22 protein-coding genes are annotated in these 24,197 nt (G+C 37.8%); 8 read left to right on the top strand and 14 right to left on the bottom strand.

Going from position 1 to position 24,197, the window contains the following annotated elements; all coding sequences use genetic code 11:
* Nucleotides 1–500 precede the first annotated feature (500 nt).
* From FNN09_RS19095 to FNN09_RS19065, 7 genes are all read right to left on the bottom strand, one after another.
* Complete coding sequence (locus tag FNN09_RS19095; protein ID WP_143304090.1) at nt 501–2,036, bottom strand: AbgT family transporter; 1,536 nt, start codon at nt 2,034–2,036, stop codon at nt 501–503.
* Nucleotides 2,037–2,233: 197 nt separating this feature from the next.
* Nucleotides 2,234–3,013: a LytTR family DNA-binding domain-containing protein gene (locus tag FNN09_RS19090; RefSeq protein ID WP_143304089.1), complete on the bottom strand. Its 780-nt coding sequence runs from the start codon at nt 3,011–3,013 to the stop codon at nt 2,234–2,236.
* Nucleotides 3,014–3,023: 10 nt separating this feature from the next.
* Complete coding sequence (locus FNN09_RS19085; RefSeq protein ID WP_143304088.1) at nt 3,024–4,106, bottom strand: histidine kinase; 1,083 nt, start codon at nt 4,104–4,106, stop codon at nt 3,024–3,026.
* A gap of 31 nt (nt 4,107–4,137) precedes the next feature.
* Nucleotides 4,138–5,220, bottom strand: coding sequence for a sensor histidine kinase (locus FNN09_RS19080; RefSeq protein WP_185969071.1), 1,083 nt, complete (start codon nt 5,218–5,220; stop codon nt 4,138–4,140).
* Between the two features lie 143 nt (nt 5,221–5,363).
* Nucleotides 5,364–7,223, bottom strand: a complete 1,860-nt coding sequence (locus FNN09_RS19075) for a hypothetical protein (RefSeq protein ID WP_143304086.1) — start codon at nt 7,221–7,223, stop codon at nt 5,364–5,366.
* A gap of 433 nt (nt 7,224–7,656) precedes the next feature.
* The gene (gene mgrA, locus FNN09_RS19070; RefSeq protein ID WP_143304085.1) at nt 7,657–8,658 is read right to left on the bottom strand and encodes an L-glyceraldehyde 3-phosphate reductase; all 1,002 of its coding nucleotides are present in this window, start codon (nt 8,656–8,658) and stop codon (nt 7,657–7,659) included.
* Between the two features lie 4 nt (nt 8,659–8,662).
* The gene (locus FNN09_RS19065; RefSeq protein WP_143304084.1) at nt 8,663–9,949 is read right to left on the bottom strand and encodes a M64 family metallopeptidase; all 1,287 of its coding nucleotides are present in this window, start codon (nt 9,947–9,949) and stop codon (nt 8,663–8,665) included.
* Nucleotides 9,950–10,074: 125 nt separating this feature from the next.
* On the opposite strand from FNN09_RS19065, the gene FNN09_RS19060 reads away from it, so the two are divergent.
* Complete coding sequence (locus tag FNN09_RS19060) at nt 10,075–11,352, top strand: mechanosensitive ion channel family protein (RefSeq protein ID WP_255434188.1); 1,278 nt, start codon at nt 10,075–10,077, stop codon at nt 11,350–11,352.
* A gap of 254 nt (nt 11,353–11,606) precedes the next feature.
* Nucleotides 11,607–12,071, top strand: a complete 465-nt coding sequence (locus FNN09_RS19055) for an Lrp/AsnC ligand binding domain-containing protein (protein WP_143304083.1) — start codon at nt 11,607–11,609, stop codon at nt 12,069–12,071.
* 84 nt (nt 12,072–12,155) lie between these two features.
* Here the strand turns inward: FNN09_RS19055 and FNN09_RS19050 are convergent, their stop codons facing one another.
* From FNN09_RS19050 to agaR, 6 genes are all read right to left on the bottom strand, one after another.
* The gene (locus tag FNN09_RS19050; RefSeq protein ID WP_143304082.1) at nt 12,156–12,713 is read right to left on the bottom strand and encodes a hypothetical protein; all 558 of its coding nucleotides are present in this window, start codon (nt 12,711–12,713) and stop codon (nt 12,156–12,158) included.
* Nucleotides 12,706–13,620, bottom strand: a complete 915-nt coding sequence (locus tag FNN09_RS19045) for a metallophosphoesterase (protein WP_143304081.1) — start codon at nt 13,618–13,620, stop codon at nt 12,706–12,708. The genes FNN09_RS19050 and FNN09_RS19045 overlap by 8 nt, the downstream gene beginning before the upstream one ends.
* On the bottom strand, nt 13,610–14,368 hold the full coding sequence (locus FNN09_RS19040) for a 5'-nucleotidase C-terminal domain-containing protein (RefSeq protein ID WP_143304080.1): 759 nt from the start codon (nt 14,366–14,368) through the stop codon (nt 13,610–13,612). The genes FNN09_RS19045 and FNN09_RS19040 overlap by 11 nt, the downstream gene beginning before the upstream one ends.
* Before the next feature lie 166 nt (nt 14,369–14,534).
* Entirely contained in the window at nt 14,535–15,248 is a 714-nt protein-coding gene (locus tag FNN09_RS19035) for a hypothetical protein (protein ID WP_143304079.1), read from the bottom strand.
* A 99-nt stretch (nt 15,249–15,347) separates the two neighbouring features.
* The gene (yaaA, locus tag FNN09_RS19030) at nt 15,348–16,124 is read right to left on the bottom strand and encodes a peroxide stress protein YaaA (RefSeq protein WP_143304078.1); all 777 of its coding nucleotides are present in this window, start codon (nt 16,122–16,124) and stop codon (nt 15,348–15,350) included.
* A gap of 148 nt (nt 16,125–16,272) precedes the next feature.
* Nucleotides 16,273–17,055, bottom strand: coding sequence for a transcriptional repressor AgaR (gene agaR, locus FNN09_RS19025; RefSeq protein ID WP_143304077.1), 783 nt, complete (start codon nt 17,053–17,055; stop codon nt 16,273–16,275).
* 310 nt (nt 17,056–17,365) lie between these two features.
* Between agaR and FNN09_RS19020 the strand changes: the two genes are divergently transcribed.
* The 6 genes from FNN09_RS19020 to FNN09_RS18995 all read left to right on the top strand — a co-directional run bounded on the left by FNN09_RS19020 (nt 17,366) and on the right by FNN09_RS18995 (nt 23,157).
* Nucleotides 17,366–18,403 (top strand): amidohydrolase family protein, encoded by a 1,038-nt coding sequence (locus tag FNN09_RS19020; protein ID WP_143304076.1) that lies wholly within the window; start codon nt 17,366–17,368, stop codon nt 18,401–18,403.
* Nucleotides 18,404–18,405: 2 nt separating this feature from the next.
* Entirely contained in the window at nt 18,406–19,344 is a 939-nt protein-coding gene (locus FNN09_RS19015; protein ID WP_143304075.1) for a tRNA-dihydrouridine synthase family protein, read from the top strand.
* 101 nt (nt 19,345–19,445) lie between these two features.
* Nucleotides 19,446–20,060 (top strand): SIS domain-containing protein, encoded by a 615-nt coding sequence (locus FNN09_RS19010; RefSeq protein WP_143304074.1) that lies wholly within the window; start codon nt 19,446–19,448, stop codon nt 20,058–20,060.
* Between the two features lie 2 nt (nt 20,061–20,062).
* Nucleotides 20,063–21,586 (top strand): phosphomannomutase/phosphoglucomutase, encoded by a 1,524-nt coding sequence (locus FNN09_RS19005; protein WP_143304073.1) that lies wholly within the window; start codon nt 20,063–20,065, stop codon nt 21,584–21,586.
* A 1-nt stretch (nt 21,587) separates the two neighbouring features.
* Nucleotides 21,588–22,130, top strand: a complete 543-nt coding sequence (locus FNN09_RS19000; RefSeq protein ID WP_143304072.1) for a hydrolase — start codon at nt 21,588–21,590, stop codon at nt 22,128–22,130.
* A 76-nt stretch (nt 22,131–22,206) separates the two neighbouring features.
* Nucleotides 22,207–23,157 carry a carbohydrate kinase gene (locus FNN09_RS18995; RefSeq protein WP_185969070.1) on the top strand — a complete coding sequence of 317 codons (951 nt, stop codon included), beginning with the start codon at nt 22,207–22,209 and terminating at the stop codon, nt 23,155–23,157.
* Nucleotides 23,158–23,164: 7 nt separating this feature from the next.
* On the opposite strand, the gene FNN09_RS18990 is transcribed toward FNN09_RS18995, so the two are convergent.
* A complete protein-coding gene (locus FNN09_RS18990) occupies nt 23,165–24,163 on the bottom strand; it encodes a substrate-binding domain-containing protein (RefSeq protein ID WP_185969069.1) in 999 nt (332 codons plus the stop codon).
* Nucleotides 24,164–24,197 lie beyond the last annotated feature (34 nt).

Here is a 24,197-nt window from a genome sequence, read left to right as displayed (position 1 = left end):
GGGGTATTGTCTTGTTTTCCAACCATATCTGCAAGCTTTGTTACTAAAATACACAATTGCTTGCAGAACAAGAAACTTAATGAGATGTATTATCTACTGAATATCAACTCCCTAAGTCACTTTTAAGGTTTGACTATTTAAATGGTATTATTATGCGGCGGCATTTCACCGCCGCAATATGAAATATAAAGGGTATTATACCCTCAAATAGCTTTGGTAGTACTATTCTTTTTGTTTGGCATACTCACCCAACATGTTTGGGCTTACTTACCCAAGGTGTTTGAGCACTACTACGCATACTATATGGGTAGTACCACGCATACTGTTCGCGCTTATGCACGCAAGGAGCATATCCTTATGCGCGCAAGATGTTTGCGTGGTAGTAACCAGAGTCCTATTAATACCTTTCTAGTCAGAATAACCCTTTATGCATCCCATTTCTATAGCCACCTTGATTATATTACGGCACTATACCAACGCATTATGATATATATATAGTATTACATACTATAATGCAAACCTCCTGTTGGTCCTAAAGGCAAGCCTGTTAACAACCATATGGCCAATAATATCATCCACGATACCAAGAACACCATTGAGTATGGCAACATGGTTGAAACGATGGTTCCAATCCCTGCTTTCTCATCATACTTTTGGAAATAAACGATGATTAAAGCAAAGAAACTCATCATGGGTGAAATAATATTGGTGGCACTATCGCCAATTCGATAAACCACCTGCGTAAGCTCTGGCGAATAACCCAACATCATAAACATCGGCACAAAAATAGGAGCTAATAAAGCCCACTTGGCCGAAGCACTGCCCATTACCAGATTAATCATTCCACAGAACAAGGCAAACATCAGCATTAATGGTATCACACTTAAATTTAAGCTATTGATAGCATTGGCGCCATTAACAGCTAATACCAATCCAAGGTTACTCCAATTAAAATAAGCCACAAATTGAGCCGCGAAAAATACCAATACCAAGTAGGGACCTAATGATTTGGCCGACTCTCCCATGGCGCCCATTATATCCTTATCGGTTTTAAAGGTTCCGGTTATCTTACCATAAACAACTCCACAAGTACCAGCCCAAATAAATAATACGGCAACCACCCCTTTTAATAGAGGAGAAGTTAATAACTGACCATCGGCACCTCGTAAAAAACCATCGGCAGGAACTAGCCCCCAAACTCCAATAGCAATAAACAGCATGGATATAATTCCAACCCAGCGCAATCCTTTTTTCTCGTTAGAAGTAAGTTCATCCAAGCGTGTTTCCTCTTCGCTCACTTCTCCTTTATATTCTCCAAAGCGTGGAGCTACTATCTTTTCGGTTACCCATGTTCCAACCAGAGCTACCATAAAAGTAGAAACAACCATAAAGTAATAATTACTCACAGGATTTACGGTGTATGTTTTATCTACAATATGAGCGGCCTCTTCAGTCAACCCGGCTAATAAGGGGTCGATTGTACCAATAATCAGGTTGGCACTAAAACCACCTGACACACCTGCAAAAGCAGCAGCCATACCCACTAAAGGATGCCGTTTGGCTACCAGAAAGATAACACCGCCTAAGGGCACTAACAATACATAACCCACACTCGATGCCACATTAGAAATAACACCAGCGAGTATAATTACGAAAGTCAGAAGTCCCTTTGGAGCAGCCAACACTAACTTACGGATTAAGGCACCTATCAAATCAGATTTTTCAGCCAAACCAATACCCAACATGGCCACCACTACAATACCCATCGGCGCAAAATTGGTAAAGTTCTTAACCATCTCGGTCAAAATCCGTCTCAATCCCTCAACCGACAACAGGTTAACAACATTAATGGCCTCATCGGTAGTAGGATGAACTGCACTGGCTCCCGTCCAGGCAAATAACGCCGAAAATATTAATACGATAACGGCAAATATACCAAACAACAAAGCTGGGTGTGGCAACACGTTACCAACACGCTCAACTCCATTTAAAAATACGTCTACAAAAGATTTTTTCTTTTTAACAACTGACCCCATGTTTGTCTCTTTAATAATTACAAGATGCCGAAAATATAAAAAAAAGAATGCTTTGTAATTATTAAGTACCTCAGATATAACTGTTATACAACATAGGTGATTTTAAAGCAGTTTATGGCCACGATTATTTATGTAGTAGAATGTGAATTTCAATAGAGCAAATAATATTCTGATGCTTTAAGTAAAATTATTAAAGTTTAAATACCAGAACCGCTAAACCAGTTTTTAAAGTGATTAACTTTTTCGCGACTGACGATTACTTCGCGATCAAAAGGCTGTTCAAACTGAATTTTCAAGCGACTATTGGAGTGTACCAACACATCTTGTATGTGATTGATATTAACAATAAAAGAACGACTAATGCGATAAAAAGTACCAGGATTGAGTAACTCTTCTAATTCTTCTAATTTATAGTCAATAATATACCTATTACCTTTTGAAGTTAAGATAAAAGCATTACGTCCCTCGGCATAAAAAAGCACAATTTTATCGGATGTTACTGACTTAATTCGCTCACCCAACTTAACCATAAAACGTTCTTTATAGGTCTTGCGATAGTGCAGCAAAGCTTCGTTTAGTTCTTCTAATTTTATTCGCTGACTGGCTGAAGAAAGGTTTTCGCGCAAGCTCTCCAATTTCTCCATGGCGCTGAACAAATCATCGTAATCTAGTGGCTTAAGCAAATAATCAATGCTATTGACCTTAAAAGCCTGAATAGCATACTCGTTGTAGGCCGTTGTAAAAATAACGGGAAGATTCAGTTGTGTTTTATTAAATATTTCGAAGCTTAAACCATCGGACAAGTGAATATCCATAAACACCAAATCTACTGTATTTAAAGGGTTAGAAAACCATTCAACACTTGCTTGTATCGAATCTAGTTCACCCACAACTTCTATGCTATTATCGTAACGATTAAGTAGATGTTTTAAGTTGTCAACTGCTGGTTTCTCATCTTCAATTATTAATACTCTCATGCGGTTTAGATTATTCTTCCTCTATTTCAAACAAAGGAATATTAATGTGTATTTGTTGATTATGGTGGCTTATTTCAAGTTGCTTATCGTTAAAAAAGGAATGTGCCCTGTTGATGAATGATAAATTCCATTCGCTATTTCCATTCAGTCCAATTTTAGGATTATCGTAACACACAAAATACAATTCTCCACCCTTTTTCTCAAGGCCAATTCGCAATGGTTGAAAACCATTAATGATTGAACGATTAACCAACTCCTGTATCAGTGCCGAAATAGTACAAGGAATTATTTGGCGACACAACCATTCATTGGGAAAATTATGATTGAGGCTAATGGTATTATTGTACTTGACATTAAGTAAATGAAGTAAGGAGTTACTTAACTCCAACTCGCTTTTTAAATCTACCAACTCAACATGTCGGTTATCAAGGTTGTAACGGTAAATTTTGGAGAGATGATTCACAAACTGCTCGGCTCTTCTGGGTTCGGTATGAACAATGGATATTAAATTCTCCAGTCCATCGTACAATAACTGTGGATTAATCTGCATTTTAAATTTTTCCAGATCGGTTTCCATACCCTTTCGCAGTTCTTTTTCCTGACGGTAATGTATTTGCTTATGAACGGTTAAAAACGAAGTACTCACATGTATTATTCCATATAAAATAGCCACTACACCGTATACGCCATTAAATACGATCAGCTCCGTATGAAAATCTTTAATCAGCAGAACAAAAGTGAAATAAATACTTATAAGTAAACTCACGAGCACAACCGATACGAGCAGACTAAGGGCAGGAATGAAAATAACTCGAAAAGATGGATTATGTATTTTCTCGACTGATTGATCGCCTGGCATTTTTAATACCAAAGGAAAACGCTTATCAATTACAGTCAGCACAAAACGCAATACCTCGAGCAAAACAAACGACACCAAGGTCGTTACCAACACTTCTTGACTAAAGAAATTGGAGCCTAATTGATTAAGCGTATCAAATACCAATAGTATTAGGATATACACCACCACTCCAATGGGAAACGGCAGTATCAAACGAAGCCACTTTTGCTGTTTATTAATTGTTAGTCCTTTCATTGTATGACAATAGTGTTCGTTTTAAATCAAACTAAGAGTAACTAATTACTTTTGGATTAATCAACAAGGGTAATACCACCTTAAACGAATCGCTCTTACTAATTTCAACCTCTTCATTACTAAAGTAGGCATAGCGTTTACGAATGTTTTCCAAGCCTATTTTATGCGACACATGTGGCTCAGGTTTCTTCAATAACTGATTATCTACTTCGATAAACCCTGGCTTGCGCTCAAAATTATTACACACCTCAATGCCCTTTCTATCATTGGAACAAATGGTTATTTTCAATGGCTTATCCTCCGAAAAGTGATTGTGTTTAACCGCATTTTCGACCAAAAGCTGTAGTGTCATAGGTGGAATAAAGCTACCACTGCTTGCTTTATCCAACTGTATATCTAATTCCAAAGCCTTGTCAAAACGTATTCGCAAAAGAAAGTAATAGGCCTTAATAAAATCAACCTCTTGATTAATGGATATCAACTCTTTTTGATGACTTTTTAAAATGTAGGTAAATGTTTGAGCAAACTTGCGAATAAAGCTTTCGGTAGTTGAGGCATCGCGATGAATTAATGATGCAATGGTATTGAGGGTATTAAATAAGTAATGCGGACTTAGCTGACTTTTTAAAATTTCATATTGCAACTTTAAACGTTCACGCACTTTTTTCTCACTTTCGATATTAGCTTGAATAAAACTGGTAAACGAATATTGATACAGATTAACCATGATAAAGATTAGATTGGTTAACAAGAAAATGATGAAAAACTTAATAGTGACATCACCCCTTTCTTCCATAAACAGGCTAAAAGATACATTATCATATTTAATGGCAATCAGCAGCTTAATGCACAACCACAAAAAGAATGTGGCGATTATGGTATTGAGTACAAATTGAATCAAAAACCTTATGGATGTGCTGCGCATCCATGGGAAAACCACATTTAATCCTCGGGCAATAAGTGTTAAAATACCAAATATAAGCCACGAGCTTAGGGTAAAGAAAGATAAGGAATCGATATGATCGACCAGTACAGGCAGACTACCGTTCTCGCTATAGAACAAATACAGAAATGCCAGCACCCCATACAAGGTACTGACGAATATCTGTGTCAACAGTTTTTTTGATGAATATAGTTGGGTATTGGGTATCATTGAAATACTAAGTTATTCCTTTAATTTATATTTCAAACGGTCATCTGTCAATGAAATAAAGACAAAATAGTCTTAATTAATAACTATCTTGTCCTTATCATCCTTTAGTTAAGTGTTTTAAGCACCCTATTTTTTTCATATTCCGACTCTAAATCTTTAGCCATTGACTTGAATATATAGGCAGTTGATGAGCTTTTACTGTTTACATAACTACTTAAACGAACTAAAACTGCTGCTTTTTCAACATCTACATCAATCTGCTCGGTACACTCAATTACCTTGGCCGCCATGTCTTCATTCATTGCAGGATTATCAATCACATAGCGCAACAACTCTTCAATGGTGCTGTTTTGATCCATTCGATTAATCAAGCGGAAAAACTGATTATAATTATTATCCGACAAAGGAAACTGAGCTACCACCTCACGCATAACAGCGCCTGTACCATGCTGAAAATCTCCCACCAACCGATCTAATGTGCGTAATAAACGGAACATGGCTGCATCCTCTAATTTATTCCTATTAATTAAATCGAGCATCACATTATACATTTCCATTTCACTATCTAAACCATTTAGGGCTTCAAAATAGGCATCCACCACTTCTTCATCATTTAAAAATAAACGATTAGCCTTGCGTAAGATCATCCCACGCTGACTATTTGATGAAATGCCCTTGGCTGTTTTCAAATAATTCAACAAGGTTATTTTGTCGCTCTTGCGTTTCCCATTGTCAAGCGCCGCATCCAATAATGCATTGGTTACCTCTCCCTTTAATATGTAATAGCTATCCGACATATTATCCAATACATCTCTGAATGTTCCCATCACAACTTCGTCCTGCGGCATATATTTGATAAAATACAGCAACAATGCGCCTTTTTCTCTTTCCGAAGTAAAATCATCAACCGTGCGTAACATGCTTATCCAGCTATCGTTCGACAACTTGGTATTTTTAACCAAATGCTTCAGTATATTTCCTTTTTCTGAATTGATCTCCATGTCGTCAATTATATCGAAATACCCTTTACGAATGGCGAAATCATCGGAGTAGAATTGATTAAATATCCTTAAGGTAGAACCACGTTCAGTATTATAATCGTGTGTACGCGTTACATCAAGCACAGCTGATAACTGCTCGGTATTTAGTTTATAATTTTCAAGAATATGGCGGGTTAAAGTTCCTTTTGTGCTATTTGATCGAATCTCTTCAATGACATTAAGAACGGGAATTATATCGGCCGATTTAAGCTGATTATCAAATACCAACGTTTTTAAAAAGGCATACTTTGAAGCCGATGATCCAGATTTATAAGATGATGTTTTAATGGTAAAAACATTCCACTCACTGGAGTATGAATAGGACGAAGATGATGGCAGATTATCGAGTGCATCTAGTACGCCATTAATTCCCTTACTATCATATAAATGTCTCACACGCGACTCTACCCCCAAATCACTCCTCTTAACAATATCTGGCAAAATTTCACTCAACCACTTTTTTCCCTCTGGGCTAAAAGCTGTTTCTGTTTTACCAACGTAATACTCATAGGTAATAGTCCCTTTATCGTCGGCATGGATAAACAAACGACGATTGTTCCCAAAGGCCGTTTTGTTGATTTCAACAAATCCATTGGCCGAAATACCTGTAATCGACTGATTATCTTCCGACAACTCAACAATACCCTTATATTTTAGATCAAATGGAAAATCTGAGTTACTTGATGAAATCACTATGTCGTCCCTCATTTCTTTCGCAAAGCGAACTTCAGCCATTGCCGAATGATATTCTTCACGAGCTTCGTCCATCTCCTTACGAATTTCATAAAGCGTAACGTTTTTAGTTCGCTTGCTTCGCTCGTCTTTTTCATCAGCCATTACTTTATGTGATACTGTTATGGCCATAATAACCAAAACAATATAAGCAATGCTCTTTTTAATTCGGTGTGTGATAGATGTCTTCATAGGTATATCATTTAGTCGTTCGTATACAGTATTTGATAGTACAATATTAAAACATGAATAGGCCTAATAAAAACGAAAAGTAGTGAGTTGTGAGTTTAATGTAGTGAATTGTTGAAGCAGATAAGCGGAAGGTTTCGCTACATGCTTTTGCTTCTAATATTGAGTGTTAGATTATGCTTGATTACTTATCTAATAACAACACGCAAATGGCATTTCCTGTTGGATACTAGACAAGTAATACCAAATGAACAACAAAATGATTGATTAAGCATTTTGCTTATATCATGGGTTTCGGCATAAAACCCATTAAACAAAGCAATTAATGAGTATGATAAAAAGATAAAGTCGAGATGACAATTAAATAAAATTATCATCTCGACCTTACTCTGCTAACAGGTATATGTGTGATTAAATATAAAGATCCTATCTGTTCCTATCCTTGCAATACAGGCTGACAATGAGCTTCGATAGAGCTAAGCTCCTCAGCGCTAAATGACAAATTATCCAGTGCCGCCAGATTATTATCCAATTGCTGAGTTGATGAAGCTCCCACCAGTACCGATGTCACCGTTTTATTATTTAACAACCAGGCAATTGCCATTTGTGCCAATGATTGCTGACGCTTCGCAGCCATTTCATTTAAAGCTACAATCGCATTACGTTTCACATCTGTTAAAGCCGATTCTTTTAGAAAATGAGCCTTAGCCATGCGTGAGTCGGAAGGAATCTCTTTTAAATAACGATCGGTTAATAAACCTTGTGCCAAAGGAGAAAAAGGAATACACCCAATACCTCGCTTATCAAGCACCTCCATTAAGCCATCCTCAACCCATCTGTCAAATAAGTTATAGCGGGGTTGATGAATCAAACACGGTGTTCCCAATTGTCGTAATATCGATTCTGCTTGTTGGGTTTGCTCCGCATTATAATTCGACAAGCCCACATAAAGCGCTTTCCCCTGACGAACAATTAAATCCAATGCACCCATGGTTTCTTCAAGCGGCGTATCTGGATCGGGGCGATGATGATAAAAAACATCAACATAGTCTACACCCATACGCTTTAAACTCTGGTTAAGGCTTGACACCAGATATTTTTTTGAGCCCCACTCACCATACGGACCATTCCACATATGGTAACCAGCTTTGGTCGACAATACCAACTCATCACGATAGGCTCCCATATCCTGCTTTAGTACTTTACCCAATGTTTCTTCAGCAGATCCAGGAACTGGTCCATAATTATTAGCCAAGTCAAAATGCGTAATTCCCTTATCAAATGCATGCAATAATATATCGCGCGCATTACTAAAAACATCTTCAGAGCCAAAGTTATGCCATAAACCCAATGAAATAGCAGATAGTTTTAAACCACTAACACCACAGCGATTATACACCATTTTGTCATAACGATTACTGGAAGCTTGGTAATTCATATTTTCATTTTTTATCAGTTACAAAATCAATCATTTCTTTTATAGCCTCTTGGCAAGCAGGACAAAAACCTTCGGCCTGGTTAGTTTTCATGCGGCAGTTAACAGCAGGTCGATAAACGCCCTTTTCAACATATCCTCCACCTTCAAACACACCAACTTTATCTTCGTACATTTTACTATTAGGCGTTGGTATGGGCGTATCTTTATCCAAGAGATGTTTCCATTTACTATCAAAGTTAACCAAAGTAGTCACATTTGGTTGCCATGGTTCTACCGTTAAATCAAAAAAATCTTGGTACGCCACATCCGAGGTATAATACTCATCTGCCAAGCCTACAAAGCCGTGCCCAATCTCATGCAACATTACTTCGTTTGACAAAGCATGATCGGCAGTACCTATTGAAAAATGATTATAAATACCTCCACCTCCATATTTATCAGAATTAACCAATACACAAATATGATCGTAAGGAGCACTAGCGGCAATATCTCTAATTGACAAAACATCCTCGGTTTCGAGATAGCGATCAATGTAAAAGGTATTAAACGAAGAATTAATAGCGGTATTGACCCACTCACCATTACGCGGATCATCGCTTCCTGAATCTTTTGACGGCGAACAAACCGCCCAAACGTTTATTCGGTCACTTTTAGATTTATAGGGCTCTTGGCTTAACAAATAGTCAGCCATTCGTTTCACATCACTTTTAAACTTATCCATTTGCTCAAGCGTGTATCCCTCGGCCACAAAGGTAAAGTCCACATTATTGGCTGCAGCACCATTATCAACTACTTTCACAACTTCATTGGCGGATAACACCTCTTTAGCAATATTTTTATCATCAGGATCAATCGGAAAACTCAGCAAAGGGTGGTAGGAGCCATTTTTCTTACGCTCCTCAAGCACAAATACCACATTGTTTTTGGGATAAGGAAAAACAAGCGTTTGAAAAAAAGCTTTGCTTAGCGATTGAGCTTCCTGTGTTGTACGCCACTCTTCAAACAAAGTGCAAAACCCGCGCGAATAAATTAGTTGATCGTTGCTTTGATCAATTACCTTAAAACGAAATTCGCCATAAGCTAATGAGTCAATCAGGTTGAGTTGCGACCCACCCCAATAGGGCTCCTTTTTTAGTTGAAGCAAATAAGCTGTTTGCATGTGTTTATTACCTGCTAGCACAAGATCGACGCGCATGGTCTTCTCCCCAAAGCTTTTCTCGAAAACAGACTGTGCACAAGCACTTGTCATTAATAAAACCAAACAAACAACACTAATTAATCCTTTTCTCATATAAATAAAATTGAGCTTAACTTGTTAATAAATTGCTGGCATCGTATTTTCACAAATCGTATGAAAACACATTAATCCCTACAATTATAATAGTTTTAAAACAGAATAAATCACACTTTAGGCATATGGAGATTATCGAACTCAACAATTTAAGCAAACTTTTTCAAAACTACCTCTTATCAACGGGCTTGGCAGAGGCTTATGTCAACTATGTTTTAGCGGCCATCTGGATTATTATTACCATGACTGTTTCGTGGTTAACATACCGAATAGCCAAAGGGTACATCCTGAAAGTTATTGAAAAGGTCATTCAAAAAACAAAATCGAAATACGACGATATTTTAATTAAACGTAAAGTATTTAACCGTTTGATCAACCTCATCCCTGCAACCATTACCTATTACATGATTGCGGTTATATTCGAAACTTTCCCTGAGTCGAGTTTCGATTTATACTTGCAAAAGATTATCAGCAGCCTCATAGTCTTTATTATTTTATGGACGATTAATGCCGTTTTGGGAGTTGTTAACGACATATACAATACGTTTCCGTATGCCAAAGACAGACCGATACGTGGCTTGGTTCAAATTATTCAAATTGCAGCGTCATTTGTAAGTACGATTGTGATTGTTTCCATACTATTCGACATTAACATTACCAAGATATTAACAGGATTGGGTGCAACGGCAGCCATCTTATTATTGGTTTTTAAGGATACAATTTTAGGTTTCGTAGCTAGCATTCAATTATCGGCCAACAAAATGGTAAGCGCTGGCGATTGGATTACTATGCCTACTTACAAAACCGATGGTACTGTACTGGATATTTCACTTAATACAGTGAAGGTGCAAAACTGGGATCAGACGATAACCACCATACCTACTTACAAAATGGTAGAAGATTCGTTCGTTAATTGGAAAGGCATGGAGCATTCTGACGGACGACGCATAAAACGCTCGATTAACATTGATATGAGAAGCGTTAAATTCTGTTCGCCCCAAATGCTGGAACGCTTTAAAAAGATTCGTTTATTAAAAGATTACCTCAGTCAAAAGGAAGAGGAACTTACAGAATACAATAAAGTTAACGAAGAATTGACATTAACTGAAAGTTTAGTCAACGGAAGACGCTTAACCAACATTGGCGTTTTTAGAAAATATTTAGAGGCCTACCTACTGGAGCATCCAATGATTAATAATAACATGACGTTTATGGTGCGTCAGCTACAATCCACAGAAAAAGGCCAACCAATTGAAATATATGGCTTTAGCAAAGATAAAAGTTGGACTAATTATGAATCTATACAAGCCGATATTTTTGATCACGTTCTAGCGGTTGTTAATGAATTTGAGCTTAATATTTATCAATTACCTAGTGGGACTGATTTCAACCCGATGAATTAATATCAAAGTTCTTTATAATCGTTTTAAATTAAAACATCAAAGTAAGATATAAAACTGATACTTTTTGTAATCAATTGTTAATAAGCACTTTTAAATCATTTTGTTAGGGTTTGAATTTGAAAGGCTTATGCTTTTAATTTAACAATCGACTCGCTATCATCGTTGGATATTAACTATTAATGTTTTACTTTCGTAGCAAATTATTAACAAAGGGGTGTTAATAGTTACGAATCCTAACATTTATCATATACAGCATGGAGACGAATTTACAAATCGATAGCCTTGATAAGAAAATCTTATCGCTAATCACAAAAAACGCAAGAATTCCTTTTTTAGAAGTCGCCCGCGAATGTAAAGTTTCTGGTGCCGCTATTCATCAGCGCATCCAGCGCTTAATGAACATGGGTGTTATAAAAGGTTCTGAATTTATTATTAACCCAGCTAAAATTGGCTACCACACTTGTGCTTTTATGGGTATTTTCCTTAAAAAAGCCAGCTTATTCGACAAGGTGGTAAAAATGTTAGAAGAAGTACCTCAGATAGTTGAGTGTCATTACACAACAGGTCAATACGCGATATTTATTAAAATATATGCCAAAAGCAACGAACACTTAAAGCGTATATTGCACGACAAACTACAAGCGATCGCAGGCATATCAGCCACTGAAACAATTATTTCATTGGACGAAAGCTTTAAAAGACAACTACCTATCGACTAGTTTGATGAAATAAGAAAGTGATATAAAGGCTCCAGTTTGGAGCCTTTTTTTATGATATTTAGTGAGCATTAACGTTATAGATTATTACAATTGATGTTTTCCGTTGATGATACTCTGCAAAGGCGCATTAAACTTATTAAAGACACTTTGTAACAACTGGTATAACCTGGATTGCAGAATGGCATCAGTTGACAATTCATCAGCCATTAGTAAGGACGTTTCAAAAGCATCCTTTCTTTTGCTTAAAACCAAATGAGGTAAGGTATTCATGGTTGCCTGAACAGGATATGTAGCTTCATCAATAACCCCCAACTTTATTAAAAGTGGATGCGCTTCGAAAAAATTAAAAGTATTATCTCCCAAATATAACTGCAGTTGCAATCGCAGACCCAGTGGAATATTGTAATAAAAATGAAACTTCTTGCGAGGATCAAGCAGTGAAATAATGACACTATTTTCTGAACGGTTCACTGGAGAGTACTTGACTTTCCAGTGTAATTGCCCTTGATCATCCAGCTGCTTTCTTATGGCATTGATCATTTTTAGACGCGGTAAAGCAATCGAATTAAAATGTTCATCATGCATTAACTGCTTTTGCAAACTTTCTAATGATTCTTCTGAAAGATCAACTGTTTTAGACATGGTATATTGAATTGACAAGTGTGACGTTTTTTTGATTATTAGCTTTCATCTGCAAATCTAATCTTCCCAGATAAATTCCACCCCATCCTGCTTGGTTAACAATCACTTCATCTCCATCCATATTAATAACTCTATCGGGCTTATCCATAAAGGTGTGCGTATGGCCACCCAAAATAATATCAATTCCCTTTGTTTGCTTAGCCACCTGTACATCCGACACTTTATCATCTTGGTATTGATAACCCAAATGAGACAAAGCAATAACCAAATCACAGCCTTGCTCTTGCTTTAGGTGTTGAGCCATGTTATTGGCCTCCTTAATAGGATCCTTGTATTGTATTTGCTCATAAGACTTAGGATTTGCTAAACCATCCAATTCAATGCCTAATCCAATAATACCAATTGTTAATGCTCCTTTTCTAATAATCTTAAAAGGAATAGTTAGTCCATCGAGTCCTGAGCCTGATAAATCATAATTGCTACACACAAAAGGAAACTGTGCACGTTTAATATTGGTAGCCAATGCTGCCACGCCATTGTCAAACTCATGGTTACCAATGGTTGCGGCATCGTAGGCCATTTTATTCATCAACTCAATCTCCAGCTTGCCTTTGTAAATATTAAAATAGGGCGTGCCTTGAAAAATATCGCCACAATCAAATAATAACACGTGCTCTTGTTCGCGTCTAATATCATTAATTAATTGGGCTCTTCGCGCAAAACCACCTTGCAAAGGCCATTTTGAATCATTGGCAGGAAAGGGATCGATATGGCTATGCACATCGTTGGTATGTAGAATGGTTAAATTGACCGGAGCTTGCTCACAACTAGCCAATAGAGGAGCAACACTCAATGCCGTTGTGGCAACAGCGGCTGTTTTTATAAATTGTCGTCTGTTAGTCTGCATGATAAATCCTCCTATCAAGTTGGCTTTCAATATTTTTATTGGCAGAAGTTTGTTTCTGTATGTGCTGCACAATGGCATCTCGCACTTTTAAGCCAGATCCCTCGCGTGCTATTGCCGATTGAAAAACGGTAAAATGATCACCTCCATCAGCCAGATAGTCCGATGTAACAACAACGTACTCCCGATCTTCCAATGCTTTACCATTCACCTTAACATCTACGGCTTGCTTGTTTTTAATACCAAACGAAGCACCTGCTATACCATCACCTCCAACACTTGCCATGAAGTTAAATAATTCGGTTATCTGCTGCTTTGATAGTGTCAGGTATACCAATTCATTTTCAAAAGGCATTAGCTGAAAAACACTTTCAACAGTAATCGGTCCTTTGCTAATAGGTATGCGTAAACCCTTTACATTGACAATGCTCACATCAGGATTAACTGTAGCTTTAAGACTGCGACTCTCCTCGAGCACCAAATCGCATACAAAATTAGATAGTAAACTTTCGGGCAACCCACCAGTGAGCTCTTCAGCAGCCGTGCCTATTACTTTAAGCATTTCCGCTTTTAAACTATCTCTGTAGGGTTTTATTTCATCTTCCAAACCCTGATCATAACCGACCAAGCTGTCTATTAAAATGTAATTTACTTCTGAGTTACTAATCTTGTAACTGGAAGAATTACATGCAGAAAACGCAATTATCAACAAAGCATATAAGCTGATAATATGAACCTTAAAGAACTTCATTTAAACTATTTTTCATTAAAACTCTACAGATATAAGCCACAAGAATACAAAAAGGTTTTAAGAGGAAGCTTAATTTATTATGAAAATTGAAATTCTTCTTCAATTATTAATATGCACCTATGTCTTAAAATTAAAAAAGCTACCCTTAGGCAGCTTTTTTAATTTATTATTTAATTCTTTCAAGGTATTTCTTTCGTATACCCATCAGATACTCTCTATCAATATTTGGGTTATATATCCGCACCATATCAACAATACCAAAGTCCTGATGTATGTGCCCAACAGCTGCATCAAACTTACTATAATCCCAATTGTTTTTTACTTTTATGGTTAAATCTTCAAAATATTTCCAGGTTAACTTATGAGGTATAGTAAAGTATCCATGATCTTTTTCATCCAAATCAAAATACACACCATCATCAATTTCTTCAAGCGTAAAGAATTTCTTCAGTCGAATAATAGCCTGCCCACTAATGCTTTTAGGTTTTTTTCGAAAATAAATTCCCTCATCCAGGTAGCCCGCCTGCAAATCTGCTATTTGATCAAATGTATCGAGATGACGAACCCTTATTACGTGATAATCTTTATTATACAAATGCACGGTTCCTGCAGCTGCATTAAAGTCGGTACCAAAATATCTTTTAATATTCTGAGTAGCTCGGGTTATCTGCTCCAGTGTATATAATTCTTTTAGTACCAGGTATACATACAAAGGTTTTGAATCCGATGGGATATCGCTATAGTAACCGAAATACCCTGGAAACGGCTCTGGAGCTTCTAACACAAAAGTATTAGGAAGAATTTTGTCCTCAATGGTAACTAATGACTCCTGCTTTAGGAGGTTACCGTAACGTTGTAAAATAATTTTTTTTGCACTCATAGATGTGTGTTTTAATTGTTCAACCTCCGTTTTACATTTAATTTGTCATCTAGAAAAGTTATTAAAAAAATTACTCGTAATCAAACCACCAGTCAATTTTCAGCCTTCGTTATCACGAACAAAAACTAATTCGTCCCCTTTCGATAATTCTGCTTTGTAATAATAACCATCTTCATTAAAAGCAATTAAGTCATCGGGATTGTTTATTTTATTTTGAATAATAAAACGAGTCATAAGGCCGCGAGCCTTTTTGGCAAAGAAACTAATGACCTTATACTGGCCATTTTTCCAATCTTTAAACACAGGTGTTACAATGCGTTTAGCAAACTGTTTTTTATTGATGGATTTAAAATATTCGTTTGATGCCAAATTAACTAAGACCTCAGAACCACCTTCCTCCATATCCCTTTCCAAGGCTATTCCAATATCGTTTCCCCATAAAGCATACAGGTTTTTGTGGGAGCCAACACTCAGTTTTGTTCCCATTTCCAAACGATAAGGCATAATATTATCCAAGGGACGTAACAGACCATACATACCAGACAAAATGCGAAGCTTTTCATTGGCGTAACTTACTTCTTGCTCATTTAAAGAATAAGCATCTAAACTGGTATAAACATCTCCTTTAAAAGCAAACAAAGCAGCCTTAACCTCATCATCCACAAAAGGGTATTGCCATAACTGAAACCGATGATGATTCAACTGAGCCAGTGGCGCACTAATCTTCATCAGTTTCATGAGTTGCTCTTGCTTCAACTGCCTAACGCACGAAGCTATTAACTTAGCCTGCTGAGGAAATAAGATATCTGAATTATTAGTTTTGGGTGCCGGCGTTTCATAATCCAAAGATTTGGCCGGTGATAATACTATATGCATATGGTGTTTTTATTTAAGCTTAAGAACAAAACTACAAAACATTAGTTCAAGTTCGGAACAGCACAATTATATTCTCATAACTATTGGTACCTATACAACAAGAGGACCACAATTGCAGTCCTCTTATCATTTTATAAAATATTTTATTCTAGTCTGTTAAAATCACTTCAACACCGGCGTTCAATAACTTCTCTCGGTCTTCTTCAGTAATCCCTCTATCGGTCACAATAACATCAATGTCATTTATTTGTCCGATAACAGCTAAACTTCTCTTTTTAAATTTGCTCGAATCAACCACAAGAATCACCTTCTTTGCCATTTTAAGCATGGTTCTGTTCAAGGCAGCTTCTTCGAGATGCGGTGTACTAAAACCCAGGTTAACATCTATTCCATCTGCGCCAATGAACAACTTATCACAGAAAAAATCTTTGAAGCTATTTTGTGCTATAGAACCAACCAGGGATAGCGACTTTTTGCGCATGACCCCACCTGGCATAATCACATTAATTTGATCTTGCTCGGCCAAGGGACCTGCAATATTCAATGCATTAGTTATTACCGTAAGGTTTTTGAATTTATGCAGATGATTAGATACCTCTTTCGTAGTTGTACCACTATCCAAAACTACAGTATCGCCCTCTTCAATCAATCGGGCAGCTCGCCTACCGATGATTTCTTTTTCTCGGGCATTTTTAACTTTCTTATCCGACAACTTAATATCAAGCGTCACCTTATCGGTTTTGATTGCACCGCCGCGCGCTCTGATTAATAAGTTCTTATGCTCCAGCTGAGTCAGGTCATTACGAATCGTCACTTCACTAACATTAAACTGCTCACTCAACTCATGAACATTCACCTGCCCTTTGGCATCCAGCATCTTAAGGATCATACCTCGTCGACCAACTGTTGTATTCGGATCAAAATTATTCATTGCATCTTATTTCATATACACCCAAGCTTGTTAGGTTAAGCTTCAAGTGCGAATGTTTGGATTTTTTTACAAAATAAACACAAAAATTCATTTTACAAGCATATGAAAGCACTTTCATTTCTATTCATTACTAATTTCGAAAAACAAAAAGGGACAAGTACTTACATTAAGTTTCTCCTCCAATCATTACGCAAGAATTACATTCCTAAATACAAGCTTACGAAACAGCCCATTCATTGAAAAACATTTTCCAGACCTAAAGATCATTGTTATTATTCTTATTTTGCGGCTCATATCTGAAAGGGTAAGCATGACAGAACAAGCACACTATAGGATTGACGATTTTTATACCATCCCCAAAATAGATGCACACACTCACTATTATTCCAATAACGATGCATTTATAAAGCATGCCCAAAAGAATAATATGCACTTGGTCTCTATTAATGTTGATTTTTTGGAATCGGAATGGATGCCTTTGCAAGATCAATACAAAATAGCTCATAAAAACCAAAGCCAATTTCCCAACACCTTTTCATACATTGGTGCAGTACCTATGACAGCTCAAATAGATGAAGCACACATTAACAAAGCAATACATCAAACAACCATTGAGAAGAACAAGGGTGCGATAGGTGTAAAAATATGGAAGAATGTTGGCATGAGAATTACCTACCAACAGCAACTAATAATGATTGACAATGGCTTGTTTGATCCCTTGCTCAAGCACCTTGCTAAGATCAACTTGCCACTATTGGGCCACTTTGGCGAACCTAAAAATTGTTGGTTACCACTGGAACAAATGACCACGGAATCGGACAAAAAATACTATCGACAACACCCTGAATTTCATATGCATCAGCACCCCGACAAGCCTGGCTATGAAGAGCAAATTGAAGCTTGTGATCGCATGCTACAACAAAATACCGCTTTACCATTTATCGGTGCTCACCTGGGAAGTAGCGAATACAGCATTGATGAAATTGCCCGGCGATTGGATGCTTACCCAAATATGTTCATGGACGTGGCCGAAAGAGTTTGTCACCTTATGCACCAAGCCGCAGATCGACATCAGGCAGTATACGACTTTATCATTAAATACCAGGATCGTTTGCTATATGGTTCTGACATGGTATTTACCGACCATAAAACCACACAGGAGCAACTTGATGAGCTGAACAAGCGCTGGCTTGGTCAATGGGCTTTTTTTACACAAAAGAACGAACAAACAAGCTGGGAGGTGAATAAACCTTTCAAGGGCCTAGGCCTTCCTCGATCTGTGGTGGATAAAATCTACTTTAAGAATGCCTTAAAAGCATACCCTCAACTTACAAAACTAATTTCATAGTAATGAAGTTCTATTTGGCGCCCTTACAAAGCTACACCACATCATTTTACCGATTGGCACATGCCCTAAGCTATGGTCAAATGGACAAATACTTCACGCCTTTTTTTGAAGATACAGGAATATTACCCCCAGCCATAATACCCGAAACAGAACTTTTGCCCCATTTGAACCAAGGATTAAAAGTCATTCCTCAGGTAGCAACTAATCGAGCAAATTTTCTCCTAGATTTCGCTCAACAAATGAAGTTCAAAGGTTTCGATGAGATTAACCTCAACATGGGATGTCCCTTTCCAATGTTAGTCAAACGACAGAAAGGTGGCGGATTATTGAATGAACCTGAATTGGTCAAGCAAGTCCTTGATGAATATTTTAATAGTACTTCCCCACTTAAGCTCTCAGTTAAAATTCGCATAGGTCTTGATAACACCTCACAAGGAGAAGCCATTGTTCGCTTACTCAACAACTTTCCTATGCAGGAAATAATCGTCCATCCACGGTTGGTCACGCAAAAATACACAGGCCTGGTAGATTGGGAATTCTATCAACACCTAAGCACTTTAAGTAAACATACTCTGATGGCCAATGGCGACATTAATTCATTGTCTGATTTCACACAACTCAAGCAACTATTTCCTGATTTACAGGCAGTCATGCTTGGGAGAGGCATCTTAACTAAGCCTGGCTTACACCAACAGCTTCTCAACGAGAATGAAGTAAGCGATAACAATCAACTATTTGATTTCCATAGCACCTACTACAAATTAGTCACTAATCATTTCAGCGATTGGAACAGAGCATTCAATCACTTCAGTAATTTTTGGTTCTATCCATTAAGCCATTCAACAGAAAGCAAACGACTGCTGCGTAAGCTAAAAAAGCATAACAAGCCCGATTTGTACCAACTTTGGTTAGCACAAGTGCAAGAGCTAATGAATAGCTAAAAATCAATAGCACCATCACTCACAATAATCTAAATCGGTGTAAAACGCATTCAAATTATTCCTTTTAAAAATGGTACATTTGTAGCCTAAAAATTATATCCATGGTTTTAGAAGAAGTAAAAAATATATTAGAACATGAGGCGCAGGCTATCAAAAACATTCCTGCTTCCGAAGATTTTCCAAATGCCGTAGACCTGATTCACAAGTATGTGCATGAAAAAGGTGGTAAACTTATTACCTCGGGCATGGGTAAAGCAGGTCAGATAGCTATTAATATGGCCACCACTTTTAGCTCTACCGGAACTCCATCATGCTTCTTACACCCAAGTGAAGCTCAACATGGCGATTTAGGGGTTGTTCAGGAAAATGATGTTTTGTTGATGATTTCCAACTCTGGAAAAACAAGAGAAATCATTGAGCTAATTGATTTAGCACGTGGACTTCGCCCCAATATCCCTATTGTTGTAATAACAAGTAATACCGATTCTGTTTTAGCCAAGGAAGCAGACGTATGCATTAACACTGGCAACCCTAAAGAAGTATGCTCATTGGGCTTAACGCCAACTACTTCAACCACTACCATGACGGTTATTGGTGATGTATTGGTTGTATTGCTGATGAAAAAAATAAACTTTTCTAACACCGACTACTCGAAGCGTCACCATGGTGGATACCTGGGACATAAATCGCGCGAAGCAGCTGGTTTAAACAAATAAGTATGAGCTTTAACTGGAAGCAATTACAAAATGGATCCGATATACGTGGGGTTGCTTTGGACGGCATTGCTGGTCAGGAAGTAAACCTAAATACCACCATAGTTTCTCAGCTGGGCACTGCTTTTTACCAATGGCTAAGTCAACAAAACAAAGGTGTTGCTACCATTAAAATTGCGGTGGGTATGGACTCACGCCTTTCTGGACCTGATTTAAAAGCGGCCTTTATAGAGTCTTTGATAAAGTCTGGAGCAGAAGTATTTGACTGTGGTATGGCTTCAACCCCTGCCATGTTCATGAGCACCATTACTGAGCCTTGTATGGCGCATGGAGGCGTAATGCTAACCGCCAGTCACTTACCCTTTAATCGTAATGGCTTAAAGTTTTTTACACCTAAGGGAGGCCTTGAAAAGCAAGACATCAGCGACATATTAACGATTGCAGAAAACGGAGCTGAGCATAAAAGCGGCAGCGAAGGATCGTGTACCGAACTGGATTTTATCGATGTTTATTCAAAATTGTTAGCTGATAAAATTCGCAAGGAGGTTAATAACGAGACTAATTTCGACAAACCCTTGTCAGGATTTAAAATAACAGTTGATGCAGGTAATGGTGCCGGTGGTTTCTATGCCAGCAAAGTACTTGAAGTATTGGGCGCTGACGTCAGCAGCAGTCAGTTTCTTGATCCTGATGGTCGTTTCCCTAATCATGTTCCCAATCCGGAAGATGCCATTGCTATGAAATCTATCTGTGATGCTGTGAAAGCGAACCAGTCTGACTTGGGTATTATTTTCGATACCGATGTGGACAGGGCAGCCATTGTTGATGAAAAAGGAAATCCGATTAACCGTAACGAATTGGTGGCCCTATCGGCAGCCATTGTTAATGAAGAACATCCAGGTTCTACAGTGGTAACCGACTCCATTACATCAGATGGTTTAGCATGGTTTATCAACGATGCACTAAAAGCCAAGCATCATCGCTTTAAGCGCGGATATAAAAACGTGATTAACGAAGCCATTCGTCTCAATGAAGCGGGTGAAGAATCGTGGTTAGCCATCGAAACTTCGGGTCATGCAGCGCTAAAAGAAAATTACTTTTTAGATGACGGTGCCTATTTAGTAACCAAGTGTGTGATTAAAATGGCTCAATTAAAAGCCGAAGGAAAATCACTAACCACGCTTATTAAAGAATTACCCGTACCTGCCGAAAGTAAGGAGTTCAGAATCAATATTGAGGAAGCGGACTTTAAGACCTATGGCGAAAAGGTAATCAGCGAATTGGGACATTTAGCGTCCTCTAAAACAGGTTGGGAATTAGCCCCAGACAACTACGAAGGCGTACGCGTGAGCATTAACAATCAACATGTTAATGGATGGTTTCTATTGCGTTTGTCGTTACACGACCCTGTAATTCCTTTAAACATTGAAACCAACGAAGCTGGTGGCGTTGACTATATTGCAGAACAGCTATTGAGCTTTTTCGAGAACTTTAATAAACTAGACTTAAAATCATTAATAAACAGATAAGATGAGATTATTAAAAGAGAATGTAATTGGTGTTGTTGTTGACATTCAGGAGCGATTATTTCCGCATATTAATGAACACGAGCAACTAGAAAAGAACACAAAAATTCTAGTGCAGGGTTTGAAAGCATTAGAAGCTCCATTTTTAATAACTGAGCAGTATAAAAAAGGCTTGGGCGATACCATTGAAGGCATCGAAACCTTAGTAAAAGATGATGCTCATTTCGAAAAAATGGCTTTTAGCTGTTGCGATGACCCCAAGTTTATGGAAGCATTGGAAACCAGCACCAAGCGCACCGTTGTATTGGCCGGTATGGAAACACACATTTGCATGTTACAAACGGCTATTGACCTACGCGAAAGAGGATATACACCAGTTATTGTTGAAGACTGTGTGAGTTCAAGAACTCCAGAAAATAAAGCTATCGCCATTGAGCGGATGCGTCAAGAGGGTGTTATTGTAACAAGTTACGAATCAATTCTATTCGAATTATGCCGCGTAGCGGGTTCTGATGCCTTTAAAACCATCAGTAAATTGGTTAAGTAATTGAAATTACATATTTTGCAGGCCACCTTTACTCAAAAGGTGGCTTTTTTATTGTAGGATATTGAGGAGGATGAGTATGCGAAGAATTTTTGGAATAGGAGAAACAGTACTAGATATCATATTTAAAGATTATCAACCGATAGCGTCTAAGGCTGGAGGTAGCGCACTAAACACCATGGTTTCGCTGGCTCGCGTAGATATACCGGTTAACTTCATCACTGAAATTGGTCGTGATAAAGTTGGGGATAACATCATGCAGTTTCTGAAAGATAATGGCTTAAATACTCAATACGTATGTCGTTTTAGCGAAGGCAAATCAGCCATTGCCCTGGCCTACTTAAACGACAATAACGATGCAGAATACGAATTTTTCAAAAACTATCCGCAACAACGTTTAGTAGGAGATATTCCCGAATTCACTCCCCATGACATCGTCATATTTGGGTCATACTTCGGGCTTAACCCGGCCATTCGTCCACGACTGATGGATTATCTAAAAAAGGCAAAAGACGCTGGTACACTCATCATTTACGATCCTAATTTCAGAAGCCATCACCTAAAAAACAGGGAAAAACTAATACCTGTGATAGAAGAAAATTTTGCTCTGGCCGATATTGTAAGGGGGAGCGATGAGGATTTCAAAAATATTTATGGATTGGATGATCCAACGGCTGTTTATGCGCAGGTTGCGGCTCATTGCAACAACCTTATTATTACGGCTGGTGCCCAAGGTGTTTACACCTACAGTAGTGCGTATCACCATCATTTTAAAGTGCCCATAATTGATACGGTAAGTACCATTGGCGCGGGCGACAACTTTAATGCGGGCATCATAAAGGCACTATTAGATTTTAAGATTGAAAAGAATGAGGACTTAGTGCTAACATCAAGCGACTGGTTACACATTGCCACTTATGGCATTGAATTTTCAACGGAAGTATGCATGCGCATCGACAATTACATTGACACTGATTTCAAGAGCCGATTTTCATCAAAAATAAAACAAAGAATAGCTGCCAATAACTAAAGGACATTTAGTTATAAACCTCATCGCGCGTGTACGAAGCAGTTTCTTGTATTAATACCTTATCAATGTTGTCTTTGGTAATAGCTATGGAAGAAACTCGCACATTGGGTACATCCTTTTGGCCATTATTAACAAAGCCCGAATGCATACTTTTAAGACCCGAATCATTATTGACCAACATCATTAATACCTCGGCTGACTTATAGGCGGTTTCTTTTGAAGGATGATAAGCTGTCATTTGCTGTTTTCCGGCGACAATGTTTCTAACGCCCTCAAGAGTGGCATCTTGTCCTGTTATGTACACTGGTTTTTCCACACCATGCTTTTCGAGTACTTGAATGCAGCCCTGTGCCATACCATCATAACCGGCAAAAATAATATCAGGCACCTCGCCAGTATTTGAAATAACCTGATCCAGTTCAAAGGCAGCATTATCAATGCTCCAATCTTCAATATATGTTTCGTACAACACTTCTATATTTCCCGATTGAATATGAGGTTTCAAATATTCATTAATAGCAATCCCCATTCCCACAGCGTTCCTATCGTACTTATCTCCTCCTAAAATAACAGCGGTACCTGATGGTTTAGCCTTTATTATTTCATCAACCATCATTTTGCCAATGGCAGTATTATCTCCCGACACAAAAAAGTCCAAATCGCAATTTGTCACTAATCTGTTATGGGCAATTACTTTCACTCCCCTTTCTTTCCCCTCTCTCACGATGGCTGCTGCTGTATTCGCATTAACAGCAATAAGAGCCAATCCATCAATACCCTCATCAAACATGGCAATGGCTTTCTGATATTGTATCGCCTCATCTCCTTCTCCATGTTCAACCAATACCTGTGCTCCATTATTCTCAACATACTCCTTAAAGAAACCAGCTTCTTTCACATAACGCTCGGTATTGGATGTAGAGTACAAAAAACCAAGTTTTATAGCTTCATCTGACTGACAAGCATTAAAAATAATCAAAACAATAACGGTAATGAATATAGGCAAGTGACGCATATTTATAATCAATTTAAATGACAGG

This window comes from Carboxylicivirga sp. M1479, from assembly GCF_007097485.1.
GTDB lineage: Bacteria > Bacteroidota > Bacteroidia > Bacteroidales > Marinilabiliaceae > Carboxylicivirga.
Note: the sequence above shows the minus strand (reverse complement) of the source record. Positions and strands in the feature narration are given on the sequence as shown.